Raw genomic sequence first — 24674 nt, forward strand, 5'->3', positions numbered from 1 at the left:
GCTTGTGTAAATTTGCCCGTTGCTCTAACACTTCACAAGTGAGGGCCCGAGGGTAGTGAGGTTCGGCGGTCTTGCGCCCGTTAGTAAGTAGTGCTTTCAAACATGAGAACTTTGGCGTGCACTCGTTCGATGTTCGCGAACAATTCCTCGACTGCGGGCGAGCTGCCCGCGTAGTCACGTAGCGGACCAACGTCGTCGTAGAGAACCTCGCTGAGCATCTCGAGTGACTCAAGCCGCTCGCGCACGTCGCGCTCCTCGCGGCTCTCTTCCTTCTTTTCGTCCCAGATGGTGTGGGAGGCGAATCCCATGGCTTTGCCGGGCAGGCCGATTTTTTCGTCGTAGCCGGTGGCGATGAGTTCGGCGAGGAAGTAGCCGCACATGTCGATGTGGATTTCGGTGCGGGCCAGGTGAGCGTGGATGGGGGATATGGTGCTACCGGTGCCAACGCTTTCGGCTTCGATGCGGTCGCGCCATGCGCTGACGATGGCGTGTTCACCCCAGATTTCTTCGAGCATGAGGTGAACTTCCGAGGAGCCTTCGCGGTAGGGAAGTGGATCCGTGAGCGTCGAGCGTGCGGCCACTTCGGCCGTCATGAGGTGATCTTGGAAGGCCTCGTAAGATTCAAATCCGATTCCCTTCACTGCGTGTTCAAGCATCTCGAGCGTGGCCTGAGCAGCCTGCTTGCGGTTCATCCCACCGGCACGCAGTTCCGTTTCTTTAGCGAGTACATCATCGTAAATCTCCCCTGCCGTTGAGTAGAGGTCATCGCGGCAGGGACGCTGGCGCACAGACAGGTAGCCACGGCCTTCGGGCAGCGGGGTGACGGTGGCGAATACGTCGTAGGCATCGCCATCGGAAGCGAGATTGCGAACGTAGCCCGCGAACGGTTTGCCCGCTTCGATCAGGTTCCACATGAGTGTGAAAACGGCGCCTGGCATATCCGGGTGGCGAATGATGTTGTGTGGGGCGCCGCGCAGTTCGTCGCGGTCGTAGCGTGCGAGCCGGTTGAATACGTCGTTGGTCAGGCCGATGACCCCCTTCGGATCCGTGGTGGAAAAGAAGAGTTCATCGGGCTGGACTTCAAAACGGTTGCCACTCGGTGTAATTCGCATGGTTTCCATCCTAGAGCGTTGGGTGCAAGAAAATCTGGTCTATCTTCGAAAGCGTGAAAAAAGTATGACTTTCAGCCCTCACATCGACGCTCGCGAGCAAAACATGAGTTTACCGGGTTTAAATTCACGCTCCTTCGAGTACAGAATAATTTTTCGGTATCTAGATATTTATAGGAACAGAAGCACCCCGGCGAGGGAGATGAGGGTGGCAAGTATGCCGGCGATGAGTGATAGCAGTATTGACGTGCGGCCGCGGCTGAGGACCGAGCGGATGTCGACGGCGGCACCCATTCCGACCATCGCTGCCGTGAGGAAGAGGGAGGCAAAGAGATTGATAGTTGTGGGCAGGGCGTGGGAATCGGGTAGGTCGAGCACGGTTCGAAGGATAACCATGGCGAGGAATCCCGCCACGAAGAGTGGGACGAGTGGGGGAGCCTTGATGTCTGACCCCTCGCTAGCCGCTCCAGTTGGCATGGTGGTACGCCGACGCATGGCGAGCCCGACGAGTACGACCATCGGGGCAAGTGTGAGTACACGGCCGAGTTTTGTTGCGACTGCCACCTGTTGGACTTCGGGGGAGACGAAGCCACCTCCGGCTACCACTTGGCCAACTTCGTGGATGGCGGAGCCGATCCACACGCCGGCGGGCATGGCTCCCATGCCGGTGGCATTAATAATGGCAGGGAGGGCAAGCATGGAGATGGTGCCAAAGATGGTCACCCCGGCGAGTGCGGTTGCCGCCGATTCTTCGACGCGGCGGCTGTTTTTCCCGTTGTCGACGACGGCGGACATGGCAGCGATCGCTGAGGCGCCACAAATCGAGGTGCCGGTTGCGACGAGGTAACGATCTGGCGTGTCCATGTTGAGCAGGCGGCCGATGGCGAGCGTACCAACGAAAGTACCGACGACGGTAACGAGGATGGTGAGGAGGGCGCCAAGGCCGAGATCGACGATGACGCGAAGTGAGAGCTGGAATCCAAGCAATACGACGCCAGCACGTAGTACTTTCTTTGAAACGAATGTGAGCCCAGCTTCGGCTGTTGCAGGAACGAGCCCGATGTTGCGCACGAGCATTCCAAGCAGGATGGCGACGAGGAGCGCCGATAGTGCGGGAACTAGAAGGTTGATCACGTAGGCGATCGCGGTAACGACGGCGACGAGCGCAAGCCCGGGGAGAAGTGTGCGCAAAGTTTTCATATCTTTAACTGTGACACTGCAGTGGACTGGAAGTCGAACTGCGGGGCCCATAATCGGGTGGATTGTGTATCAGACCTCATGCGAGATATGGTGGTTAAGTTGAATCAACTCACCTTTCGTAAGTATTTGCTCGAATTTTTTAAGGTGTTATGCTAGTTTCGGATTATCGCCATTTCCGCAGTTAAGCAGTTAAATTGTGAAAGTTGCGATATGCTCCACGCAGGTCGATTTTTAGGACTGAAAATGAAAAATCGTACTTTTACGAGTGCCGTGGCCGCCGTTCTGATGGTCGCCGGTTCTGCAACCGCTGCGGTTGGACAGCCCGCAGATAAAGGTTCTGGCCAGTTGCCCACCCCCTCTTGTTACACGCAAACCCAAATTGAGGAAGCTCTTGCAGAAGCGGGAACTGCCGTCGAAGAAGCTGAACGGGTTCGTGATAAATCTGCTGCTGAACTTGAGATCGCGACCGCGCACCACAGTGAGGTGAAGAATGCGCTAAATGCGTTGCAAGACGACGCTAATGCTATCGCGACTGAAGTTGAAGCTCTGAAGCAGTCACTTCAGGAAGCCGGAGAGGCAGTTGCCAAAGCGCAAGGCGCGTATGATAAGGCTGTTGCTGCTGAAGCGGAAGCGCAGGCTGCTTATGATGTTTGGCAGGCGGCTGTTGCTGCCGAGGCGGAAGCGCAGGCTGCTTATGATGCTTGGCAGGCGGCTGTAGATGCTGAAAAGGAAGCGAAGCGCGTATATGACGAGGCTGTTGCTGCGGAAGCAGACGCGCAGGCTGCTTATGATGCTTGGCAGGCGGCTGTAGATGCTGAAAAGGAAGCGAAGCGCGTATATGACGAGGCTGTTGCTGCGGAAGCAAATGCGCAGGCTGCTTACGAAGCTTGGGATGCGGCTGTGAAGGCTGAAGCAGATGCTCAGGCTGCGTACGATGCTTGGGATGCGGCTGCGAAGGCTGAGGATGATGCGCAGGCTGCTTACGAAGCTTGGGATGCGGCTGTAGATGCTGAAAAGGAAGCGAAGCGCGTATATGACGAGGCTGTTGCTGCGGAAGCAAATGCGCAGGCTGCTTACGAAGCTTGGGATGCGGCTGTGAAGGCTGAAGCAGATGCTCAGGCTGCTTACGAAGCTTGGGATGCGGCTGTGAAGGCTGAAGCAGATGCGCAGGCTGCTTACGATGCTTGGGATGCGGCTGTGAAGGCTGAAGCAGATGCTCATGCTGCTTATGATGCTTGGCAGGCGGCTGTTGCTGCCGAGGCGAAAGCGCAGGCTGCTTATGATGCTTGGCAGGCGGCCGCAACTCCTGAAGAGGAACAACGTCTCCGAGAAGAGCTTGTAAAGGCGAATGAGGCTTCTTTGGATGCTGGCGATGCCAACGTCCGAGAAGATGCTATGAAGGCGGCGAATAAGGCTTCTTTGGAAGCTGGCGATGCCAACCTCCTAGAAGATGCTATGAAGGCGGCGAATAAGGCTTCTTTGGAAGCTGGCGATGCCAACGTCTTGAAGGACGAGCTTGACGCTAAGAGCGATGCCGTTGCGCGTGCATGGAATGAAGTTCTGGCAGCGAATAAGGCTTCTTTGGAAGCTGGCGATGCCAACGTCTTGAAGGACGAGCTTGACGTTAAGAGCGATGCCGTTGCGCGTGCATGGGATGAAGTTCTGGCAGCGAATAAGGCTTCTTTGGATGCTGGCGATGCCAACCTCCTAGAAGATGTTATGAAGGCGGCGAATAAGGCTTCTTTGGAAGCTGGCGATGCCAACGTCTTGAAGGACGAGCTCGATGCGGCGAACGACTCCCTGGCGGCAGCTAGAAATAGCGCCTTGGCCGCTGCGGCTAGAAGTGAAATTGCTGATGGGCATCTTGCAGAAGCAGAAAAGGCTGAACGCATTGCTCGTGCCAACTACGAAGCGGCTCTTGCCAAGGCTAACGAAGCTAAACAAGCTTTGGAGAGCGCCGTTTCTGCTCAAGATGCAGCCAACGAGCTAGAACTATGCTCTGATGTTCCTAGTGATGAGTCCACGACTGAAAAGGTCGATGACGAGCGCACAGTAGAAGAGCAGCCCCAGCCTCAGAAGTCTTCTGAGGAAAAGGCACCTACAGTGACCGTGGCGAAGGCATCCGCTCCAGAAGTACAAAAGCTAAAGAACACCGGAGCAACTACCGACAGTGCGGCGAAGTTCTCCGTCATGGCACTCTTTGGCGGAGCTGGGCTACTTGCGGCCTCGCGGTATTCGCCAAAGCATAAGCGGGGAAAGTAGTTTAGATACTCATAACGGTGCTTGACATCGTGAAGGTGGGCAGATTGGTCAACAATCTGCCCACCTCATTTTTCTGGCTTAGTACTCGCAAGTGCCCACTTCACATCGAAAGCAATGCGTTCGATCCTCTAAGAGAAAGCTATCCAAGTGTTGCTAGTACCAAAATTTACTTCCTCAACTTTGCTATCAATTACTTGTGGAACCGAGATATCGTGCACCAATTGATATAGGTTCATGCGCAGCTTTCCCTTTATAAGAAAGCTTACGTCACTACGATTTTAGGGGCGAAGCACAGTTTGGTCTCCGGCTTTTACCTGAATTTCCCAGTCTCGAAAATCACCGATGATTGGTTGTGCGATGAACTGCAATTCACGAATTTGAGACTTTGCTTGGCGTGGCTTCACCTCAAATAAAGGCAGAATGGCTCCTCGCACTAATTCGCGTTTAGCGTTGGAACGTGGCGTTTGTCCGTTATTTATATTTGCCAGAATTTCAATTAACTTTTGAGGGGCTTCAGTTGTAGTTACCTTGCTTTTGTGGACATATGAGTTAGCGGGATTGATGTCCTGCGTGAAAGGGTGCTGTTATGGCAGGAACAAGGAAAGACTATGCGGAAGTTGACGCGGGAATAACGTGAACAGGCCGCTCGTTTAGCGGTGGATACGGGCAGGCCGATTGCGCATGTGCACGTGAACGTGGGCTGGGTGAACAGCTGTTAGGTAAATGGGTCCGCAAGCATCGTGATGGTCACGAAAGTGAGGCGGCCGGTGAGTTGACCATGGATGAGCGAGCCGAGTTGAAACGGTTACGGCGTGAGGTTTACGAGCTGAAAAAGGATAACGAGTTTTTGGGAAAAGCAGCAGCCTTCTTCGCGCCCGTGCGACCACGGTTGAGCGGTTTGAGTTGATCGAACGGGAGAAGGCAAACTTCGACATCATCCGCATGGCCCGACTACTGAACGTGTCTCGGTCAGGCTATGACGCTTCACCTGTCCACAACTTGCGGTCAACTACAAATTTAGGTAGGAATGCTTAAACGCGTGTTAAGCCGCAAAAAGTTGCGAGCATCAACCCTTGGCGTAGGTTTCGTTCTCGCCGTCGTTGACTCGGGCTGAATGATAGTTCGCCACGTATCCAACGATTCTTGCGCGTTATCATCCACAGATGATTCCTTATTTCCGAAACAGTGCGTTACTCAACCTAGCGAGTATTTATGCTATCGGCAAAGTTCGGGGCGTATGCCATATTCGGTCCACCAATTGAAAATATCAGCCCCAACGCGGGGCTCTTGCTTACACTTTGGCCATGACGATTGAACTTGCAGTTATTCCCGGCGATGGCATCGGCCCCGAAGTTGTGGCGGAAGCTCTGAAAGTGCTCGACGCGGTCTCAGACGGCGAGGTCACCTTTAACAAGACCATCTATGACCTCGGCGCCGCCCGCTACCATCGCACCGGCGAGGTGCTCACCGACGCCGAATTAGCCGAAATCAAGACTAAAGACGTGATCCTGCTCGGCGCTGTCGGCGATCCATCCATGCCCTCCGGTGTGCTTGAGCGCGGCCTTCTCCTCAAGCTGCGCTTCGAGTTGGACCACTACGTCAACCTCCGCCCGTCGAAGTATTACGACGGCGTGCCAACCCCACTTGGCAATCCGGGCGAGATTGATTTCGTGGTCGTGCGCGAAGGGACCGAAGGCCTCTATGCCGGTAATGGCGGAGTGATCCGCGAGGGCACACCGCACGAAATTGCAACTGAAGTATCCGTCAACACCCGTTATGGCGCCGAGCGCGTGGTGCGCTTTGCTTTCGAACAGGCTCAGGCGCGGCGCAAGAAGCTCACGCTTGTTCACAAGCACAACGTGCTGGTCAACGCAGGCCACCTGTGGCGCCGCACCGTCGAAGAAGCCGGCCGCGAATTCCCCGACGTGGAAACCGACTACCTGCACGTGGATGCCGCAACGATCTTCCTCGTCACCGATCCGGGCCGTTTCGACGTGATCGTGACCGATAACCTCTTCGGCGATATTCTCACCGATGAAGCCGGCGCGATCACCGGCGGTATTGGCCTGGCCGCCTCGGGCAACATCAATCCAGATAAAACCTATCCCTCCATGTTCGAACCCGTGCACGGATCGGCCCCCGATATCGCCGGCCAGTCGAAAGCCGATCCGATCGCAACAATCTCCTCGATCGCGATGATGCTCGACTTCCTCGAGTATCCTGAGCTGGGGCGCAAGGTGCGTGACGCCGTCGACGCCGACATGGCCGCCCGCGCCCAAGCCGCCGCCCACGGCCAGCCTCTCGTGCGTACGACGCAAGAAATCGGCGACGCCGTCGTCGAACTACTCGCCCGGTAAAATTCGGCACAACCACGGGCAGCCGCGCTAGAGTGCATACCAGAGCGATGAAGGAAAGAGGAGACATGCGCCAGAACACAGACCTAGAGAATCTTGCCGCCCAGCCAATCGCAGCGGCCGATGAGCTCGCGGGAACGTTCGAAATCCAGCCGCACAACGCGCTGGCCTCCGAAGAGGAACACACGCGTATCTTTGCCAACCTCGGCTTCGGCTCGGACTTCACCGACTACATGGCGCACGCAACCTGGACGGCCGGAAAAGGCTGGCACAACAAAGTCGTAGAACCCTACGGCCCGCTTACGCTCGATCCGGCCGGCGCCGTCTTGCACTACGGCCAAGAAACCTTCGAAGGAATGAAGGCATACCGGCACGACGACGGCTCGATCTGGACCTTCCGCCCCACCTACAACGCGGCGCGCATCAACATGTCCAACCGCAGGCTCGCAATCCCCGAGATCACCCGTGAAGACTTCGTGGCCTCCATCGTGGATCTCGTGCGCGCCGACGCCCGCTGGGTGCCCTCCGCTCCCGGAACCTCGCTCTACCTGCGCCCCTTCGTATTCGCTTCCGAATCCTTCCTCGGCGTGCGGGCAGCCTCGCGCTACGAATACCTTGTGATCGCCTCGCCGTCGGGCGCGTATTTCAAGAACGGCCTGCAGCCGATCGATCTGTGGGTGGATCGCATCTACCACCGCGCCGGCCCGGGTGGTATGGGCGACGTGAAAACTGGCGGCAACTACGCCTCCTCGCTGTTGCCGAAGGTACGCGCGGCGGAAGCCGGCTTCGATGAGGTGCTCTTCCTCGACGCCGCCACCAACACGAACCTTGACGAGCTTGGCGGAATGAACATCTTCGTGGTTATGGCCGACGGTTCGGTGAAAACCCCCGCGCTTACCGGGAACATTTTGCCCGGCGGAACGCGCTCCTCGATCATCCAGCTCCTGGAAGCAAACGATACGGACGTGGCCGAAGAAGCTATCCCGCTCCAATTCGTGCTGGACGGTCTCGAATCCGGTGACGTTGCCGAAATGTTCGCGTGCGGAACCGCGGCTGTGGTGACCCCGATCGGGCGCCTGGCCTCCGAGGACTTCGACGTTGCCGTGCCGGTGGGGGACAAGACCGCCGCCATCTACGATGAACTGACCGCGATCCAGCTCGGCCACGCCGAAGATAGATTCGGCTGGTTATACAAGATCGCCGACGCCTCATGAAGGTTTCCGTCTACGACGCGACGCTCACGGCTTTTGGTGCGACGGCGGATGCGCAGTCGCGAACACGCTTGTACGGCTTTCTCAGAGCCGGCGAAACGCCCGTGACGGCGTAAAGACGGGCCCTCAGTCCCAAACTAGAATCACTCCGCTTAAGCTTCAAGCAATAGTGCCGGGAATGTCCTAAAGGTCGCGTGTGAGATGTATCCCGCGCGCCCCACGGAAGCGAGAATTTGCTTAGAATGGATGTATTCTCTCACAAGCTTAAGGAGCCACACGAGTGACCATCGACGCCGGTTCAATGACGAAGATTAAACAGTGGGACGGTTTTGAAAATGGTACGTGGACATCCATGATCGATGTCCGCGATTTCATCCAGAAAAACTACACCCCATACGAAGGCGGCCAGGACTTTCTGGTCGGCCCAACCGAAAAGACGTTGCGCCTGTGGGATACCCTCGAAAAGGACTACCTGTCGGTCGAACGCGAAAAGCGCGTATACGCCGTCGACACCGAAACACCCGCGGATATCGACGCCTTCGGCCCGGGATACATTTCCGACGACGACGACGTGATCGTCGGCCTGCAAACGGACGTTCCTCTCAAGCGCGCCATGATGCCTTACGGCGGTTGGCGCATGGTGGAAACCGCCATCAAGGAAGCGGGCGAGGAAGTCAACGAGGACGTGAAGGAAATCTTCACGCGTTACCGCAAGACCCACAATCAGGGCGTTTTCGACGTTTACACCCCGCGCATTCGCGCCGCGCGTTCCTCGCATATTATCACTGGTCTGCCGGATGCATACGGGCGCGGCCGCATCATCGGCGATTACCGCCGTGTTGCCCTCTACGGCGTTGACCGCCTGATCGAGGAGAAGAAGAAGGATCTGGACCGCAAGGCAAACGAGCCCTTCTCCCAGGACTGGGCACGCGATCGTGAGGAAATTTCCGAACAGATTCGGGCTCTTCAAAAGCTGAAGACGATGGCGGACAGCTACGGATTCGATATCTCGCGCCCGGCTGACACCGCGCAAGAGGCCGTCCAGTGGACGTACTTCGGATACCTTGGCGCGATCAAGTCTCAGGATGGAGCCGCCATGTCCTTCGGGCGCTTGTCGGGCTTCTTCGATATTTACTTCGAGCGCGATTTTGAGCGCGGCATCCTCACCGAGGAACAGGCTCAGGAAATCATCGACGCGCTCGTGATTAAGCTGCGGATCGTGCGCTTCTTGCGCACCGAATCCTACGATCAGATCTTCTCTGGCGATCCGTATTGGGCTACCTGGTCCGACGGCGGATTTGGCCTGGACGGGCGCACGCTCGTCACCAAGACCTCCTTCCGTCTGCTACAGACGCTGATCAATCTCGGCCCGGCCCCCGAGCCGAACATTACGATCTTCTGGTCGGAGAAACTTCCCGAAGGCTACAAGCGCTTCTGTGCGGAAGTCTCCATCGAAACCTCCTCGTTGCAGTATGAGGCCGATCACCAGATCGCCGAACACTGGGGCGACGACGCGGCAATTGCCTGCTGTGTATCGCCGATGCCGGTAGGCAAGCAGATGCAGTTCTTCGGAGCGCGCGTGAACGCCGCCAAGACGCTTCTCTACGCCATCAATGGTGGCCGTGACGAAATGAGCGGCAAGCAGATCGTTGAAGGCTACGAGCCGATCAAGGGCGATGGCCCGCTCGACTTTGACGAAGTGTGGATCAAGTACGAAGAAATGCTGAACTGGGTAGTAGAAACCTATGTTGAAGCGCTCAACATCATCCACTGGAGCCACGACAAGTACGCCTACGAAGCCATCGAAATGGCTCTGCATGACTCCGATATCGTGCGCACGATGGGCTGCGGTATTGCCGGCCTGTCGATCGTCGCCGATTCGTTGTCAGCCATCAAGTACGCAACCGTGACCCCGGTACGTGACGAAACCGGCCTCATCGTCGACTACATCACCGAAGGTGACTTCCCGCGTTACGGCAACGACGACGACCGAGCCGACGACATCGCAGCCACGATCGTGCATACCGTGATGTCCAAGATCAAGTCGATTCCGATGTACCGCAACGCGATCCCGACCCAGTCGGTGCTCACGATTACCTCGAACGTTGTGTACGGCAAGAACACCGGCAACTTCCCGTCGGGCCACCGCGCGGGCAACCCGTTCGCGCCGGGTGCGAACCCGGAAAACGGTGCCGACACGCACGGTATGCTCGCCTCGATGCTCTCGGTGGGCAAGCTCGACTACACCGATGCGCTCGATGGTATTTCGCTGACGAACACGATTGTTCCCTCCTCACTCGGGCGGAACAAAGACGAACAGATTGGCAACCTCGTGGGCATCATGGATGCCGGCATGGTCGCCAAAGGCTGATAAATAACCACAAGAGCTACACTCGACCGATAGACTTTGGATCAGATCCACAAAGGAGAAAATAATGCCGAAGGTTAAAACCTACGAAGAGCGCCTCGCCTCAATGAAGGCACAGCGCGAAGAAAACGGTGGCGTTCAGGGCCTCTACCACGCCAATGTTAACGTGCTCAATCGTGAGACCCTCGAAGATGCGATGGAAAACCCGGAGAAGTACCCGCAGCTGACAGTCCGCGTTTCGGGCTACGCTGTGAACTTCGTGCGCCTAACACGCGAGCAGCAGCTTGACGTGCTTTCGCGCACCTTCCACGACTCGATGTAATCTTTGAGACAGTTACTGCCGGGCGCGCGGAAATGGTTCCGCGCGCCCGGCGTCGTTTTCCACAAGGACTTTCATGCCAGATAGATCTTTAGATGCTCGCAGATATTTTGCCGGTGAAGGCTCCACGGGTGAATACCGCCCGGAGCCGCTCGAATACGAAGTGCCGCGAGAAGCCGGAGCCGGGCTGGACGGTATCGATCTGGCGCCCGAAATGGACCACTCCGAGCACATCCATGCGGTGCGAGCAGGCGAGGTTGGATCCGTCCATTCTTGGGAACTCGTGACAGCGGTTGACGGCCCGGGCACGCGCATGACCGTCTTTCTGGCCGGCTGCCCGCTTCGGTGCCTGTATTGCCACAATCCTGACACGTTGCGGCTTCGCGATGGCACTCGCGTGATGGCTGACGCCCTGCTGGATCGGATCAGGCGATACAAGACGATCTTCAAAGTAACGAACGGGGGAGTGACCTTCTCCGGCGGCGAGCCGCTGATGCAACCAGCGTTTTTAGCCAGGTTGTTACGCGGAGCGAAAGAGGCCGGAGTTCACACCGCGATCGACACGTCGGGCTTTCTTGGGCATTCGTTGACCGATGAGATGATGGACAATGTCGATCTGGTACTGCTTGATGTGAAGTCCGGGCTGCCCGGCTACTACGAACGTACAACCGGCCGTCCGCTCCAACCGACCTTGAATTTTGGCCAGCGCCTATCGGCCGCAGGCAAGGAAATCTGGATCCGTTTCGTGCTTGTTCCCGGGCTTACCGACGATCCCGAAAACATTGAGGCCGTGGCCGAAATCGTTTCGCACTGGGAGAGCGTGTCCAGAGTTGAAGTGCTGCCCTTCCACCAGATGGCGCGCGACAAATGGGATTCGCTCGGTATGGAATACCAGCTCGAAGGTGTGGAGCCGCCCTCGAGTGAGGCTGCTGAAGTGGCGCGCGAAATTTTCCGGGCGAAGGGCCTCACCACGTTCTAGCAGCCGCACCATCTTCTATGCGCCTTGCGGGATAAACGCTAAGGGTGCCTTCCCTTTGGCGCTCGCCAAATACCGCAGTGCCAACGCGCACCACGGTAGAACCTTCCTCGACGGCGATCTCAAGGTCGCCAGTCATGCCCATCGAGAGCACGGTGGCCGACTCTAGACCCGGCAGAGTGCGCATGCGCTCCGCCAATTCCCGAGTGAGCGCGAAACTCTCCCGCACTTTCGCCTCATCACTCGTGTTTGCGCCGATGGTCATGAGCCCATCCACGCGCACTAAGCCCAGCTCCACAATGGCGCGAGCCAGATCAAGCAGCGCCTCGGGAGCACAGCCGCCCTGCGTCGTCGCCCCTGAAGAATTCACCTGAATCAAAACGGGATACGGCCCCTCCGCCAGTCCCTCGGCAATACGAGCCTCCTGGCGGCGCGCAATCCGCGTGGCCGTCTTGAGCGAGTCAACCGAGTCGATCCGGTCAGCGGCGTCCATCGCCGCGCGCAGCTTATTTGACTGGACCGGCCCGATCACGGCGTTCGACGTCGTAACGCCTGCCTCGCGCAAACCGGCAACCGCACCCTGCAGCTGTTGCACAATATTGTGCCCAAAAGTGTGCACTCCGGCCTCCACCGCCTCAAGTAGGCTCTCCACCGGCTGATGCTTAGCGGCAAGCATCAACGTGACTTCCCGCGACTCCCGGCCGCCGCGCGCCACCGCGTCCGCGATCCGCTCCCGCACCGCCGCAACATTCTCCGCAATCGACATTCCGCCTACCTTTCGCCAAGCCTCATCATGTGAAGCACGAGCTCATCGGCATCATCGGAAGCATCCAAATCGATGACCGCCCACATCGCCCACGTCATCTCCGCCTCATCGCTGGGCGGTTCGGCCGAGCCCTCGTCGTCGAGAATTTGGATCACCAGCCACAGCCTTCCCTGCTTGTGCTCCTCGAGCCACCGGGAAGCCGTGTCCTCATCCGCGCCCGCCTGCAGCAGGTCCGCATATGAGGGCTCTTCCAAAATCGAAAAGAACCGTTCCGAACGCGAATCCGTGCCCGTGCCAAGCGTGGCATACACGTCCCAATACGGATCCATGGCATCGGCCCAGCGATCGCCATCCCAGCCGTCCGCGCCATCCAGACGCTCGAGCAGGTCGTAATCATCGCGATCCAAGGCCTCAACCCGGCGGAACATCGCGTTCCGCACCGCCTTACGCAGGGCATGCCTGTTGCGCGTGAAGGCGATATTGCCATCCTCGTCAGCGCCGAAGGCGGCCTCCTCACCGCTGGTCGCGTCGTCATCGGAAAGAAGGTCCAGTTCGTCGACTGTGACCCGGCCGTCGGCGAGCGCCTCCCATTCATCGAGCAACGAGGAATCAATCGAACGAACGAGCCTGCCCAGCCAGTCGATAATCGCCTCGACCTCGTCGGTACGGAACTCGTATGGAACTGTCTGGCGCAGCGCTCGATACACGTCGGTCAAGTAGCGCAAAACCACGCCCTCCGAACGGGTGAGGTCGAAGCGGGAGACGAACTCCGAGAAAGTCATTGCCTCCTCGATCATCATCCGCACTACCGACTTTGGCGACAGCTCATGGCCTGCCACCCACGGGTTCGTCTGCGCATAGGTGTCGAGGGCCGGTTCTAACAGGTCGGCCAGCGGGCGCGGCCACGTCACCTCATCAGCTAAAGCCATCCGCTCGTTGTACTCCACGCCCTCGTTCTTCAGCTTGCCGATCAGTTCCCCTCGGGCCGCCTTGCGCTGGGCGATCAGCACCGGAGTCGGATCTTCCTGAACAGCTTCGATCACGGAAACGACGTCGAGCGGGTACGTCGCGTCGTCGGGTTCCAGCAACTCTAGCGCGGCCAAACCGAATGGGGAAAGCGGCGAGTTCAACGCGAAATCATCGGGCACATCCTTGGCAAACCGGATCGCGGGCTTACCGGGGTGTGCGGCCCGCCAATCTCGATCTTCATGCACGATCACCTCAGCAGTGCGCAGCGAAGAATAAATATCCAGCGCGCGGCGAATAAACCGGTTGCGCGGCGTTCTCGGCTCGTGGTTATCCGTGAGCATTTTCGCTATCGCCGGCACCGGATCCGGGCGCTGCAACAGATTCAAAATCATCGCGTGATCCACGCGAAACTGGCTGGTGAGCTTCTCGGGTTCCGCGGTTTTCAAACGCTCGAACGTCTTCTCCGACCACGACACCTCACCCTCGGGCGCCTTGACCTTCTGCACCCGCTTGATGCGCGCCGGATCGTCGCCCGCTTTGCGCAAGCGCCGCTCGTTTTCGATCTCGTGCTCTGGCGCCTGCACGACGACGTAGCCAATCGTGTCGTACCCCGCCCGGCCCGCGCGCCCCGCAATTTGATGGAACTCGCGGGCACCCAAGTTACGCATCCGGGCGCCGTCGAACTTCGTGAGCGACGTGATGAGAACCGTGCGGATTGGGACGTTGATGCCCACGCCGAGCGTGTCGGTGCCACAGATCACGACTAGTAGACCCGCCTGGGTTAGCCGTTCGACAAGGCGCCGATAGCGGGGGAGCAGACCCGCATGATGCACGCCCACCCCATTGCGCAACATTTTCGACAGCGTTTGGCCAAAACCCGGGCCAAACTTGAAATTACCCAGCGCGGTGCGGATGCGCTCGCGCTGCTCGGAAGAAATCAGAGACATCGACATCAGCCCCTGCGCCTGAGCCACCGCCTCCCGCTGCGAAAAATGGACCACGTAGACGGGCGCCATATGCGTTGCCACCAGCTCTTGGATCTGCTCGCCAACAGGCTCCAGCGAATAGGTGAAGTGCAGGGGAACGGGCCGGACGGCGTCGTCGACGATCGAAACTGGCCTGCCCGTGCGCTCCTGGAGGTCTTCCATAAAAAAGCTTGTATCGCCCAACGTTGCAGACAGCAAAACCTGCTGCGTCTGCGGCAAATCGAGCAGCGGCACCTGCCAAGCCCAGCCGCGCTGCGGATCGCCGTAAAAATGGAACTCGTCCATGACGACGACGCCGACGTCGGCCTCCGGGCCCTCCCGCAATGTGATGTTCGCTAGGATCTCGGCGGTCGCACAAATGATTGGCGCACCCGCGTTAATCGAAGAATCGCCCGTGATCATGCCAACGTTATGCGCGCCGAACTGGCCAATCAGATCAAAAAACTTCTCCGAAACCAGGGCTTTCAGCGGCGCCGTATAGTACGCCGTACGGCCGGTGGCCAGGCCAGCGAACAGCGCCTGCGAGGCAATCAGCGATTTACCGGAACCCGTGGGCGTCGCGACGATCACGTGATCGCCCGCCACGATATTCAGCAAGGCCTCTTCTTGATGCGGATACATGTGCTTGCCCGTAGAAGCAAACCACTGTGTGAATGCATCGTGGATCGCCTTTGGAGACGGGGAAAGGCCGTGCTCATCCTCAAGTTTATCCAGCGCGCGATTAAGGGAGGTCACATGGTCTCCGCAACTCGGATGAACGTTGCCCCAAACACCGCAAACGCCCTCCTGATCCGCAACCTCTAGCCATCATATACAAAACGGCGGCCAACCGAAGCCAGCCGCCGCTATCCGTACATCGCCTGGGACTCGAACCCAGAACCCCCTGATTAAGAGTCAGGTGCTCTAGCCAGTTGAGCTAGCGATGCGCAACGATGTTTAACTCTAGTTCCATGCCCAAGCTCGGAGCAAATCAATATCGCCAGTTTTGCTTGTGAACTCGCGCACGTGACCCCTTGAGGCGGATCTAGTGAAACACGATTTACCCACACATTAACAGCCGAAATAAACTAGAGTGACAAACGTGGCTACACCTAAAGTTTTTCTAGCAACGTCCGAATACCTGCCCAACCTCGATCAGGATGAGCAGGATCTGCCAGATGCGCTTCGCGACCGCGGGATCGAGCCCGTCGTCGCCGTTTGGAACGATCCGGGCGTGAACTGGGGTGAAGCAGACCTCGTCGTCGTTCGATCCGTTCGTGACTATGCGAAGGACCCGCAAGCATTCATCACATGGGCCAAGTCTATTCCACGCATCGCCAACTCGGCGACCACCATGGAATGGAACATGGATAAGCACTACATGCAGGCGCTAGAGAAACTAGGGCTGCCCGTCATCCCAACCACCTGGCTCGAACCGGCACACAAGCTCTCCAAGCAGCAAATCCATTCGCGCTTTCCAGCGCATGGTGACTTTGTGATCAAGCCGGCGGTCTCCTCGGGAGGGCGCGGTACAGGGCGGTACACGGCCACCGACGCGAAATCGCGCTCCGAAGCGATCGAGCACGCGCAATACGAACTTGAAATGGGGCGCACTGTGATGGTGCAGCGCTACCTCGAAGAAATCGATGTGGCCGGGGAAACTTCACTGATTTACCTCAACGGGCTCAGCTCATACCAGGTGGAAAAGGAGCCCATGCTCCACCCGCGCTACCGCAACCCGATCGATTCTGGCGTGATGGAAGAAGTTGCACACTCCACCGATGCCTCCGAGGAATCTTGGCGGTGGGGCGAACGCATCCGGCAAGCCCTGCATGCGCATATTAAGAACATGTCCGGGCGCGACGAGCTCTTGCTGTTCAACCGTGTGGATCTGGTTCGCGGTGCGCCGGAATCGCCCGAAGAGTTCTACGTCATGGAAATTTCACTCATTGACGGCTCGCTATACCTATCCTCAGACGAGGATCACCTGACCCGGTTCGCTGACGCGATTCAGATGCGTGCGTTCTGGTAACCCTGCGCCGGCGGTGAGGCTGCACCGGCGGTGCGCCCGCTCGGGCAGTGGTTCTGCTTCGGTGATCGTATTCACCGTGGGCAATTTCGTGGTGGCAAAGAATCGTTGGTATAGTTTTCTATCGTTGCATCTGAGCACATGGTGCCTGTAGCTCAGTGGTAGAGCACCTGGTTGTGGTCCAGGATGTCGCGGGTTCAATCCCCGTCAGGCACCCCACGAGGCGGATCTTCGGATCCGCCTCTTTTGGTGCCACTATCGCCAGATCCGTGAAAAAAGCATGATCCTGGCGCCTTGCATCGACGTTCAGGCCCAAAACCGCGGTTTTGCGGGTTGATTTTCCCGCCACGTGGGCCGCCCGGGGTCCGCCAAGTGGGCCGCCGTGCCCGCTCGCAAGAAATTAACGGAGTCCAGCCTTAGAAAACTCTCATCTGTAGCGACTTTCGCCCACAATTATGGTGGAATGACTCCATGACTCAATCTCCGGACCGGTACGACCAGCATCGAGCTCGCGATCACGCTTACATGGTGGCGGCCGAACACGGCACGGAAGCGATAACCGAACCCTCAAGCACCATAAGCGGCGAGCGCGGCATTGAGCCTGGTATCGAACCCGGTATCGAACCCGGCACGGAGCCTAACGATGGTCACGGCATGGCCGCTAACACCGGCACCAGCAACGATCCCACCGCCAACCCACCGCAAACGATCGACACGAGCGCCGAAGTGGCAGCATTCCTAGTCTCACCAGAGGCCAGATCGATAGTGGAAGCGGCAATCGAGTCACTCGGATGGACCCTCGTCGACTATTCAACCGATAAGCCGTACCTGCGCCCAGGAGCAGGCGTTTCTGTGGGATATTTCGTCACGGCCCGCGCAACAGACCGCGAATTTTCCACCTACCTCACAGCCTCCACCGAAAAAGTTGATACCTCTAACGCCGTCCTCACCTTCACCGACCCTAGCGGAATTGTGGTCGACCCGATTCACGTCTGGCAATTCCCACACGATCCCTCGTTGCCCGGTCTGCCTGAGGCAACGCACGCTCAGCACATGAGCCAGAAGCTTGGTATCCCCAACCTGACGGCCGACATCATTGTTTACCGGCCAACCAGGCGCGCTGTCGTCGAATATAAAAAGGACGGCCAGTCGGTTGCTTTCGGTAAAGTCCTCCACCCGGAAACTGGACGCGAACTTGTGCGCCGTACTAACGCCGTCGCCGAGGGAAAAACACCCATCCCAGCCGTCGTCTACTCCACAGACACCGGGATAGTGATCTCGGAAACCGCCCGCGGGCACTCCTTTTCCAACGAAATCGCATTCCGCACCGACCAGGCGAAAATCAAAATCGTAGAATTCGAACGGATCCTCGATTCCCTCAGCCCGGCCGTGGCAGCCCTCAACGAGCATTCCTCGTGGGCAAAACGCATCCACCACTACGCGAAAACCGCACGCGAAATCCTGCCCGCCTACGCCAGCGACATTGACCGAATCACCAAGATGGTCACCGAAATTATTAACGCGGACTACGGCGGCCCAGACGTGGCCACACACGGCGACTTTTTCGAAGCCAATATTTTGATCGACGACGACGGCCGGCTCACCCTCATCGATCTCGACCACGTTGGACCAGGTAAACGCAACGACGATTGGGGATGCCTGCTCGCACACGTGTCCGTGCTACCTTTCCTTACCGAGGCGCACTGGGTGGAAGCACATCCTTCCGAGCCCTACCGTGAGCGCCTCGAATACTTAAACCCAGGTGGAATGCGATGCAGCTTCTACCCGCGTTCCGAAGAAGTGCTCGAGGCCTGGTGTGCCTACCTTGAAACGCGCACTAACGCCTACGATCTGTATGCGCGAACGACGGCGGTGGCGCTGTCGATGGCGTCAAACTCGGACGTGAATAGTTCTCCGCGTGAGGCGGAAGCGCGCATGCGCAGGGTGCTGTGGTGGGAAGAGCGTACGCGATCGAAAGCACCCGGAGCATACAAACAACCCGCACGCCCACCGCGCAATGGCAAGTCAGATCGGTGACAACGCGGCGTGCTAGGTTAGCGCGATACGAGGCGGTATCCCATACCGCGAACGGTTTCCAACCTCGCGGTGCCGATCTTTTGCCTCAAATAGCGAACGTAAACATCCACCACGTTCGAACCCGGATCAAAGTCGTAACCCCACACGTTATCGAGCAACTGAACGCGGGAAAGAACCTGATCTGGATGAGTCATAAAGAATTCGAGCATCGCGAACTCGCGCGCTGATAGCTCTTCCTCTTTACCGGCCACGTTGACGCGCCGCGAACGCAGGTCGAGGGTCAGATCGCCCACGGTTATGACAGTGGTGTCGCCGGAGTTGCTGGCGGACTGGTGGGCGTTTCGCAGGCGCAGGCGCACCCTGGCCAGTAGCTCCTCGAACCGGAAGGGCTTGGCCATGTAATCATCGGCACCGGATTCGAGGCCGGAGACCGTGTCCTCAACCGAGGAGCGGGCAGTCAAAATGATCACAGGGATCGAAACGCCCTGGCCGCGCGCCTGTTCGAGTACCTCGAATCCGTCCATGTCTGGAAGGCCGATATCGAGGATTGCCAGATCGTAGCCGTCGGTGAGCAGGTGGTAGACGCCGTCGCTCCCGTTGTCAGCAATGGTCGTCTGATAGCCGGCTGCTTTTAAACCCTTTGCGATGAACGAGCTGATACCCGGCTCGTCCTCGATAACAAGTATGTTTGCCACGATAGTCCTTCCAAAAAGTACTACTTATCTGATTCTACGATTATTTCGTCATCCAGCGGCAGCACCACTGAAAACGTCGATCCTTTACCAACCGTTGAGGTCAGGGCCACGTCACCACCGTGTGCTTGGGCGATTCCGGAGACGATCGACAATCCGAGGCCCGCCCCCTGCCGCGAGGGATCGACCCGGCCAAATCGCTCAAAAATGCGGGTTTGATTTTCGGTCGCAATTCCCTCGCCCTCGTCCGCAACGGAGAGGTAGAGCTCCTTCGGCTGCGCGTGCGCCCCACCTTTGACCTGCGCAGATAACGTGATCTTCGAACCGGCTTCCGAGAATTTCACGGCGTTGGCCGCCAGCTGCAAAATTGCCTGCAGCAGGCGCTGTGAATCACCTTCGACGACGACGGGAGCGACCACCCCGAGCTTCCAGTTGCGTTCACCCAGCTGGCGCGCATGCGAATACGCTTCGTGCATCAGATCGGTGACATCCACGGGGCCGAGCCGCAAAAAATCAGGCCGCTCGGTTTTGGCGAGTAGCACGAGATCGTCGGTAAGGCGCCGCATGCGATCGAGTTCTCCAAGAGCCAGATCACGGGTATCTTGCACGTCACCTGGATCTTCGGGGTCCATTAACTCAAGGTGCCCCTGCACGATCGTCACCGGCGTGCGTAACTCGTGCCCGGCGTCGTCGAGCAACTGGTATTGGGAGGTAAAGGCCGCGCCCATCCGGTCAAGCATCGCGTTGAATGAGCGTGAGACGTCGGCCAGATCATCGGTGGATTGAACTTCAATCCGCTCGTCGAAATTACGTTCGGTGATGCGCGTTGTTGCTTCACGCAGGCGCTCGAGCGGGGCCATCACGCGCCCGGCAGCCCACCAGGCGGCGAAGCTCGCCCCCAAAATCGTGATAAGAGCGATCACGAGGTATGACAAAATAAATCGGCGAACCGGTAAAAGTTCCTCGCCAATGTCATGGACGAAGACGATTGCTCCCTGTTCGGTTTCACCCACGACGACGGGTACGATCAAGATGCGATAGTGCGCGGTGGCAGTTCGGGTAGCTTCCCACTCGATGAAATCGGAGGCGGTGAGCGGGGTAATGAATTCGATCAGTTCCGCATCTTCTTGCACCGGGATTCCCAAGTTGCCCTGATGGAACGTGAGCTCGCCGCCAACAAAGCCAAGCATTCCCTCGTTTTCTATGGGAATCTGCTGCTGCATGAACTGCACGATAAATTCGGCCGTGTTGGCGGGCTGATCGGCGTAGAGGGTTTCTTCGTCGGCTGTGCGCGTGGCAAATCGAACGACTTCGTCCTCTGAGTGCGCCAGGTGTGCATCGATTGAATTGACGGTGCCGCGATACTGAATCACTGAAACCAGCACGCCAACAACCGCCATCGACACGGCGGTGATCAGGAGAATGATCGCCGCAATGCGCGAACGCACGGTACCCCAGCCAAGGGCCTTGCGCAGGCGGCCACTCGCCTTGGGCTCCTCGGATGCGTGTGATTTCATGCCGTCATTGTGCGTGACTATTGTGAGAAATAGATGAGAACTATTCGAGCGTTTTCCCAGCTTCCTCGGCGCGGGTGCGGGTCAGATCGTTGGTAATCGTTTGTGCCGCTTCGCGAGCTTCATCCGACGTGGGGCCCTCGCCTTCGGGCATGAGAATTGCTCGGTAGTACCGCAGTTCGTCGATTGAATCGTAAATATCGCCGAGGGCGGTGTGATTGCCCGTCTTTTCAGGCGCCGCGAAATAGGTACGCGGATACCAGCGTTTGGCAAGTTCTTTCACGGATGAAACGTCGATAATTCTGTAGTGGAGATGGGCGTCAAGATCGGGCATGTCACGTGTAATGAAGTTGCGATCCGTGCCAACCGAATTGCCGCCTAGCGGTGCTTTGCGGGCCTCTGGTACGAGCCTTTTAATGTAATTAAGCACCTGAGTTTCAGCTTCGTTAAGCGTGGTCCCCGAATCCCATTTGTTGATCAACCCGGTTGTGGTGTGCATGTCGCGGACGAAGGGATCCATCTGCTCTACGGCTTCGGCGGACGGTTTGATCACGATGCTTAGGCCCTCGTCGAGCGGCTGCAATTCGGCATCGGTAACGACCACGGCGATCTCAACCAGTGCATCGATCGAGAGATCAAGCCCCGTCATTTCGCAGTCGATCCAGACAATGGGCGTAGTTTGCGCAGAAAATGTACTCACGGCCAAAGCCTACATTATAAGAAGATGCGCCCCCAGCAGGACTCGAACCTGCGACACATGGCTTAGAAGGCCACTGCTCTATCCGCTGAGCTATGGGGGCGTGCAAGCAAATGTTACCTTTCCCGGGGCGACGTGGGCTAATCGCGGGTGCTCTTCATCCAAATAGTGGTGTTTATAGGACACAATAGGAGCGTGAGTACTCCAGCTTATTCCCGCGCACGCCTAACGGGCCTCGTGTCTCGAACACTTGAGGCTCTTAACAACGCGCACCTGCCGTTAGACATGCCAGGATCGCGCGAGCTTTCCCGATCCCGCCAGCAGCTGATCACCCAGCTGGAAAGCCGGATTTTACCGCACCTGGAGTCTACTGAGTTACCGGCGGTGATCGTGTTTGGCGGATCCTCGGGAGCGGGCAAGTCCACGCTCGTGAATTCGCTTGTGCGTGAGGAAATCTCGCCGGCTTCGGTACTGCGTCCCACAACTCGCACGCCCGTCGTCGTCATGCACCCAAACGATCATCCAAGGCTGAAAAACCACGCCCTGTCGAAGATGGGTAAATACGTGACAGTGGATTCGGCCATCGAAGGGGTCGTGCTCGTAGACGCCCCAGATTTGGATTCGGTGGACGATTCCAACCGCGAACTATCTGCCCGCCTGATTGACTCGGCAGACCTGTGGGTTTTTGTGACGACGGCGGCGCGGTACGGCGACGCCGTCGCCTGGGATACGCTCCAGCGCGCCAATATGCGCGGGGTTACCTGCGCGGTGGTCTTGGACCGCGTCTCGCAAAGTGCGCTCGCCACGGTCCGTAAAGATCTGGCCAAGCGCATGGGCGAGATGGGCCTGTCAGAAAGCCCGCTTTTCATTATCCCCGATGCCGGGGCTCACAGTGGCCTCCTGCCCGAAGACTACGTTCGCGAGCTGCGTGAATGGCTGGAAATTGTTGCGAAAACAAAGGCTGGGAACTCACTCGTTGATCGCACGACGAACGCGACTTTGCCCCGGCTTCGCACGGATCTATTGTTTTTAGCGGACGCGGTGGAAGCTCAGGCCAACGCTTTGACCGACCTGAAGGACAAGGCCTACGAAGGCGCGCAAGAACCGGTTGACAAACTCCTGACCAACATTTCAAACGGCCGCTTTGGTCAGGGCGCGCCGACGACGTCGTGGCTCTCGCTCGCCTCCACGGGCGGCCCGCTTGCGGGAATGGTCGCGAGCCGAAAGCCCGGACTCTTTGAAAGGCGGGCTGGAGCGCGCGATCACGCAATGACGACCATCTTCGATGCGATTCTCACCTCGGCCAGAGTTGCGCTAACCCAGGGGCTGACTGCCGCGCAGGCGAACGTCAACGAGGCATGGCGAACCGACGTCGTGAACACTGAAAAGCTCCTCGAAGAAGCGAACGCCAAACTGGATATTGATCCGATTGTCAATCGGGCGCTCGCGAACTGGAAGGCGGACATTGCGGCAAAACGCGTGCAAGACAATCCGTGGCTTGGCCCGGCCGGCTTCGCGTCGTTGATCGGGGTGGCGGCTGGCGGTATTGCCGGAGCACGCAAGGTGGCTGAGGAGCTTGGCGTCAAGGAGCTTGTTTTCGAGGCGCGGGAGGATCTCAACGATCGGGTGCGCGAGGCGCTCGATGAGCTCGTGGCCGTTTACACGAGCGTTGTCGATAAGGTGGACGTTGGTGACGCGACCACACTGCGCCTGCGCGCCAGTGAACTGTTAAACGGATAGGACGAGGATGGACACGCAATCTTCACACGAGGTTATTGAGCGCCTCCAAACGCTCAAGCGTGCGGTGGCAACGGGCGGCCGATACTTCGATCCGTACGTGGCATCGCGCGCCCAGGACGATCTGCGCCGCACCCAGGAGCGGATGCGGCTCGGCATCGACACGACTGTAGCCGCGCTGGTGGGTGGTACCGGCTCTGGGAAGTCGACGATGTTCAACGCGATCACCGAGCTGAGTTTCGCGGATTCTGGAGATATTCGGCCGACGACGGAGCGGGCCGCCGCGTGCACCTTCAACGTGGACGCCGAAGAGCTGCTCGACTACCTCGAGGTGGACGAAGATAGGCGTATTGAACACTCCTCGATCCTGACGGCGGGCAAGGATAACCTCGATGGGCTCGTGCTGTTGGATCTGCCCGATCACGATTCGGTGAAGCTTGCCCATTCCGCGCAGGTTGACCGGCTGCTGCCCATGGTTGATCTGCTCGTGTGGATTGTTGATCCGCAAAAGTATGCCGATCAGGTGCTGCATCAGGATTTTCTGGCCGGGCTTGCGGGCCGGCAAGACGCGATGGTCGTGGTGATGAATCAGATCGATCGGATTCCCGAGCCCGAACGCGCAACGATCTTGGGTGATCTGCGCAAGCTTTTGAACGATGACGGGCTTGAACGGGTGCCGATAATTTCTGCCTCCGCGCTTACCGGTGAGGGTGTGTCTGAGGTTCGCGCGAAATTGGCGGAAGCGGTGCGCGGGCAGTCCATTAACGCCCAGACGGCGGCTGCTGAACTGGACGCCATCGCGGCCCGGTTGCGGGAGAATTTGGGTGAGGTGGAACCGGATTTCTCGGAAGGTGCCGTCAATGATATTAACGATCGGATCGTGCGGGCCTCGGGTATTCCATCGGTCGTTGAGTCGATTCGGATGTCGGGCGAGTCCTATCAGGCTCCCGCTCTAGTGGTGCCCGAACAGCCGGCGAATACCATGGTGCACGCGATTCGGGACGCCTGGGTTGCATACGTGCGGCAGGGTTTGCCGCACGTGTGGCAGGAGGCAGTGGTTTCGAAGGTTTCCTCTGCCGATAAGTTCCGGCGGGAATTGGGTAACGCTATTCGAACGACGCCGCTACCTTCGATTTCGCGAGCGCCCGCGATCGTTGGGCTCGTGTTACTGGTTGTGCTTGTACTTGGCTGTGTGGCGGTAGCGGTGTTTGCTCCGTGGGAGGTGCCCGTGCGGATCGGCGTGGGTGTTGGGGCCGCGCTCGTTGGTGTGATCGCAATGTGGCTCGGAAGAAGGGCTGTGAAGTCAAGTGCGCATCGGGCCGCCGAACGCTATGACGAAGCTATTCGCAATGCGGTAGCAAAGACGACGGACGAGCACCTTATTGATGGCCCGCGAGGGATTTTGGAACAGCATCGAGTAACGCGAACCGAGCTGTCCTCGGAGGTGTTTTATAGGCAGCGCAGGTAGC

Annotated in this window: 17 protein-coding genes, 3 tRNA genes and 1 pseudogene; 12 read left to right on the top strand and 9 right to left on the bottom strand. The window is 58.2% G+C overall.

Annotated elements, in window-relative coordinates; all coding sequences use genetic code 11:
- Positions 1-80: 80 nt before the first annotated feature.
- Both J2S70_RS07170 and J2S70_RS07175 read right to left on the bottom strand, forming a co-directional pair.
- On the bottom strand, positions 81-1112 hold the full coding sequence (locus J2S70_RS07170; RefSeq protein WP_307683043.1) for a PAS domain-containing protein: 1032 nt from the start codon (positions 1110-1112) through the stop codon (positions 81-83).
- 168 nt (positions 1113-1280) lie between these two features.
- Positions 1281-2309 (bottom strand): YeiH family protein, encoded by a 1029-nt coding sequence (locus J2S70_RS07175; RefSeq protein ID WP_307683044.1) that lies wholly within the window; start codon positions 2307-2309, stop codon positions 1281-1283.
- Between the two features lie 243 nt (positions 2310-2552).
- On the opposite strand from J2S70_RS07175, the gene J2S70_RS07180 reads away from it, so the two are divergent.
- The 7 genes and pseudogenes from J2S70_RS07180 to pflA all read left to right on the top strand — a co-directional run bounded on the left by J2S70_RS07180 (position 2553) and on the right by pflA (position 11802).
- Positions 2553-4571 carry a coiled-coil domain-containing protein gene (locus J2S70_RS07180; RefSeq protein ID WP_307683045.1) on the top strand — a complete coding sequence of 673 codons (2019 nt, stop codon included), beginning with the start codon at positions 2553-2555 and terminating at the stop codon, positions 4569-4571.
- A gap of 694 nt (positions 4572-5265) precedes the next feature.
- A pseudogene (locus J2S70_RS08900) lies at positions 5266-5478 on the top strand (transposase); the annotation flags it as partial.
- Between the two features lie 397 nt (positions 5479-5875).
- Positions 5876-6928 carry a 3-isopropylmalate dehydrogenase gene (locus tag J2S70_RS07185; protein ID WP_307683046.1) on the top strand — a complete coding sequence of 351 codons (1053 nt, stop codon included), beginning with the start codon at positions 5876-5878 and terminating at the stop codon, positions 6926-6928.
- 65 nt (positions 6929-6993) lie between these two features.
- Positions 6994-8139, top strand: coding sequence for a branched-chain amino acid aminotransferase (locus J2S70_RS07190; RefSeq protein WP_307683047.1), 1146 nt, complete (start codon positions 6994-6996; stop codon positions 8137-8139).
- A 298-nt stretch (positions 8140-8437) separates the two neighbouring features.
- Positions 8438-10507 (top strand): formate C-acetyltransferase, encoded by a 2070-nt coding sequence (gene pflB / locus J2S70_RS07195; protein ID WP_307683391.1) that lies wholly within the window; start codon positions 8438-8440, stop codon positions 10505-10507.
- Positions 10508-10571: 64 nt separating this feature from the next.
- Positions 10572-10826, top strand: a complete 255-nt coding sequence (gene grcA2, locus J2S70_RS07200) for an autonomous glycyl radical cofactor GrcA2 (RefSeq protein ID WP_307683048.1) — start codon at positions 10572-10574, stop codon at positions 10824-10826.
- Positions 10827-10899: 73 nt separating this feature from the next.
- Positions 10900-11802 carry a pyruvate formate-lyase-activating protein gene (pflA, locus tag J2S70_RS07205; RefSeq protein WP_307683049.1) on the top strand — a complete coding sequence of 301 codons (903 nt, stop codon included), beginning with the start codon at positions 10900-10902 and terminating at the stop codon, positions 11800-11802.
- On the opposite strand, the gene J2S70_RS07210 is transcribed toward pflA, so the two are convergent.
- From J2S70_RS07210 to J2S70_RS07220, 3 genes are all read right to left on the bottom strand, one after another.
- On the bottom strand, positions 11789-12565 hold the full coding sequence (locus J2S70_RS07210; RefSeq protein ID WP_307683050.1) for a YggS family pyridoxal phosphate-dependent enzyme: 777 nt from the start codon (positions 12563-12565) through the stop codon (positions 11789-11791). The genes pflA and J2S70_RS07210 overlap by 14 nt on opposite strands.
- A gap of 5 nt (positions 12566-12570) precedes the next feature.
- Positions 12571-15255 carry a DEAD/DEAH box helicase gene (locus J2S70_RS07215; protein WP_307683051.1) on the bottom strand — a complete coding sequence of 895 codons (2685 nt, stop codon included), beginning with the start codon at positions 15253-15255 and terminating at the stop codon, positions 12571-12573.
- 117 nt (positions 15256-15372) lie between these two features.
- A tRNA-Lys gene (locus tag J2S70_RS07220) sits at positions 15373-15446 on the bottom strand.
- 155 nt (positions 15447-15601) lie between these two features.
- Between J2S70_RS07220 and J2S70_RS07225 the strand changes: the two genes are divergently transcribed.
- The 3 genes from J2S70_RS07225 (at position 15602) to J2S70_RS07235 (ending at position 18565) form a co-directional block, all read left to right on the top strand.
- Positions 15602-16531 (top strand): ATP-grasp domain-containing protein, encoded by a 930-nt coding sequence (locus tag J2S70_RS07225; RefSeq protein ID WP_307683052.1) that lies wholly within the window; start codon positions 15602-15604, stop codon positions 16529-16531.
- Positions 16532-16672: 141 nt separating this feature from the next.
- A tRNA-His gene (locus tag J2S70_RS07230) sits at positions 16673-16747 on the top strand.
- A gap of 252 nt (positions 16748-16999) precedes the next feature.
- Positions 17000-18565, top strand: coding sequence for a phosphotransferase family protein (locus J2S70_RS07235; protein WP_307683053.1), 1566 nt, complete (start codon positions 17000-17002; stop codon positions 18563-18565).
- Positions 18566-18582: 17 nt separating this feature from the next.
- Here J2S70_RS07235 and J2S70_RS07240 read toward each other — a convergent pair whose 3' ends face one another.
- From J2S70_RS07240 to J2S70_RS07255, 4 genes are all read right to left on the bottom strand, one after another.
- Complete coding sequence (locus tag J2S70_RS07240) at positions 18583-19260, bottom strand: response regulator transcription factor (RefSeq protein ID WP_307683054.1); 678 nt, start codon at positions 19258-19260, stop codon at positions 18583-18585.
- Positions 19261-19280: 20 nt separating this feature from the next.
- The gene (locus J2S70_RS07245; RefSeq protein WP_307683055.1) at positions 19281-20774 is read right to left on the bottom strand and encodes a sensor histidine kinase; all 1494 of its coding nucleotides are present in this window, start codon (positions 20772-20774) and stop codon (positions 19281-19283) included.
- Positions 20775-20814: 40 nt separating this feature from the next.
- Positions 20815-21471: an oligoribonuclease gene (gene orn, locus J2S70_RS07250; protein WP_307683056.1), complete on the bottom strand. Its 657-nt coding sequence runs from the start codon at positions 21469-21471 to the stop codon at positions 20815-20817.
- Between the two features lie 27 nt (positions 21472-21498).
- Positions 21499-21571, bottom strand: a tRNA-Arg gene (locus J2S70_RS07255).
- Between the two features lie 92 nt (positions 21572-21663).
- On the opposite strand from J2S70_RS07255, the gene J2S70_RS07260 reads away from it, so the two are divergent.
- On the top strand, positions 21664-23208 hold the full coding sequence (locus J2S70_RS07260; RefSeq protein ID WP_307683057.1) for a dynamin family protein: 1545 nt from the start codon (positions 21664-21666) through the stop codon (positions 23206-23208).
- A 7-nt stretch (positions 23209-23215) separates the two neighbouring features.
- The gene (locus tag J2S70_RS07265) at positions 23216-24673 is read left to right on the top strand and encodes a GTP-binding protein (RefSeq protein ID WP_307683058.1); all 1458 of its coding nucleotides are present in this window, start codon (positions 23216-23218) and stop codon (positions 24671-24673) included.
- Position 24674: the final 1 nt, after the last annotated feature.

The sequence above is a fragment of the Trueperella bonasi genome (assembly GCF_030811535.1).
Lineage (GTDB): Bacteria > Actinomycetota > Actinomycetes > Actinomycetales > Actinomycetaceae > Trueperella > Trueperella bonasi.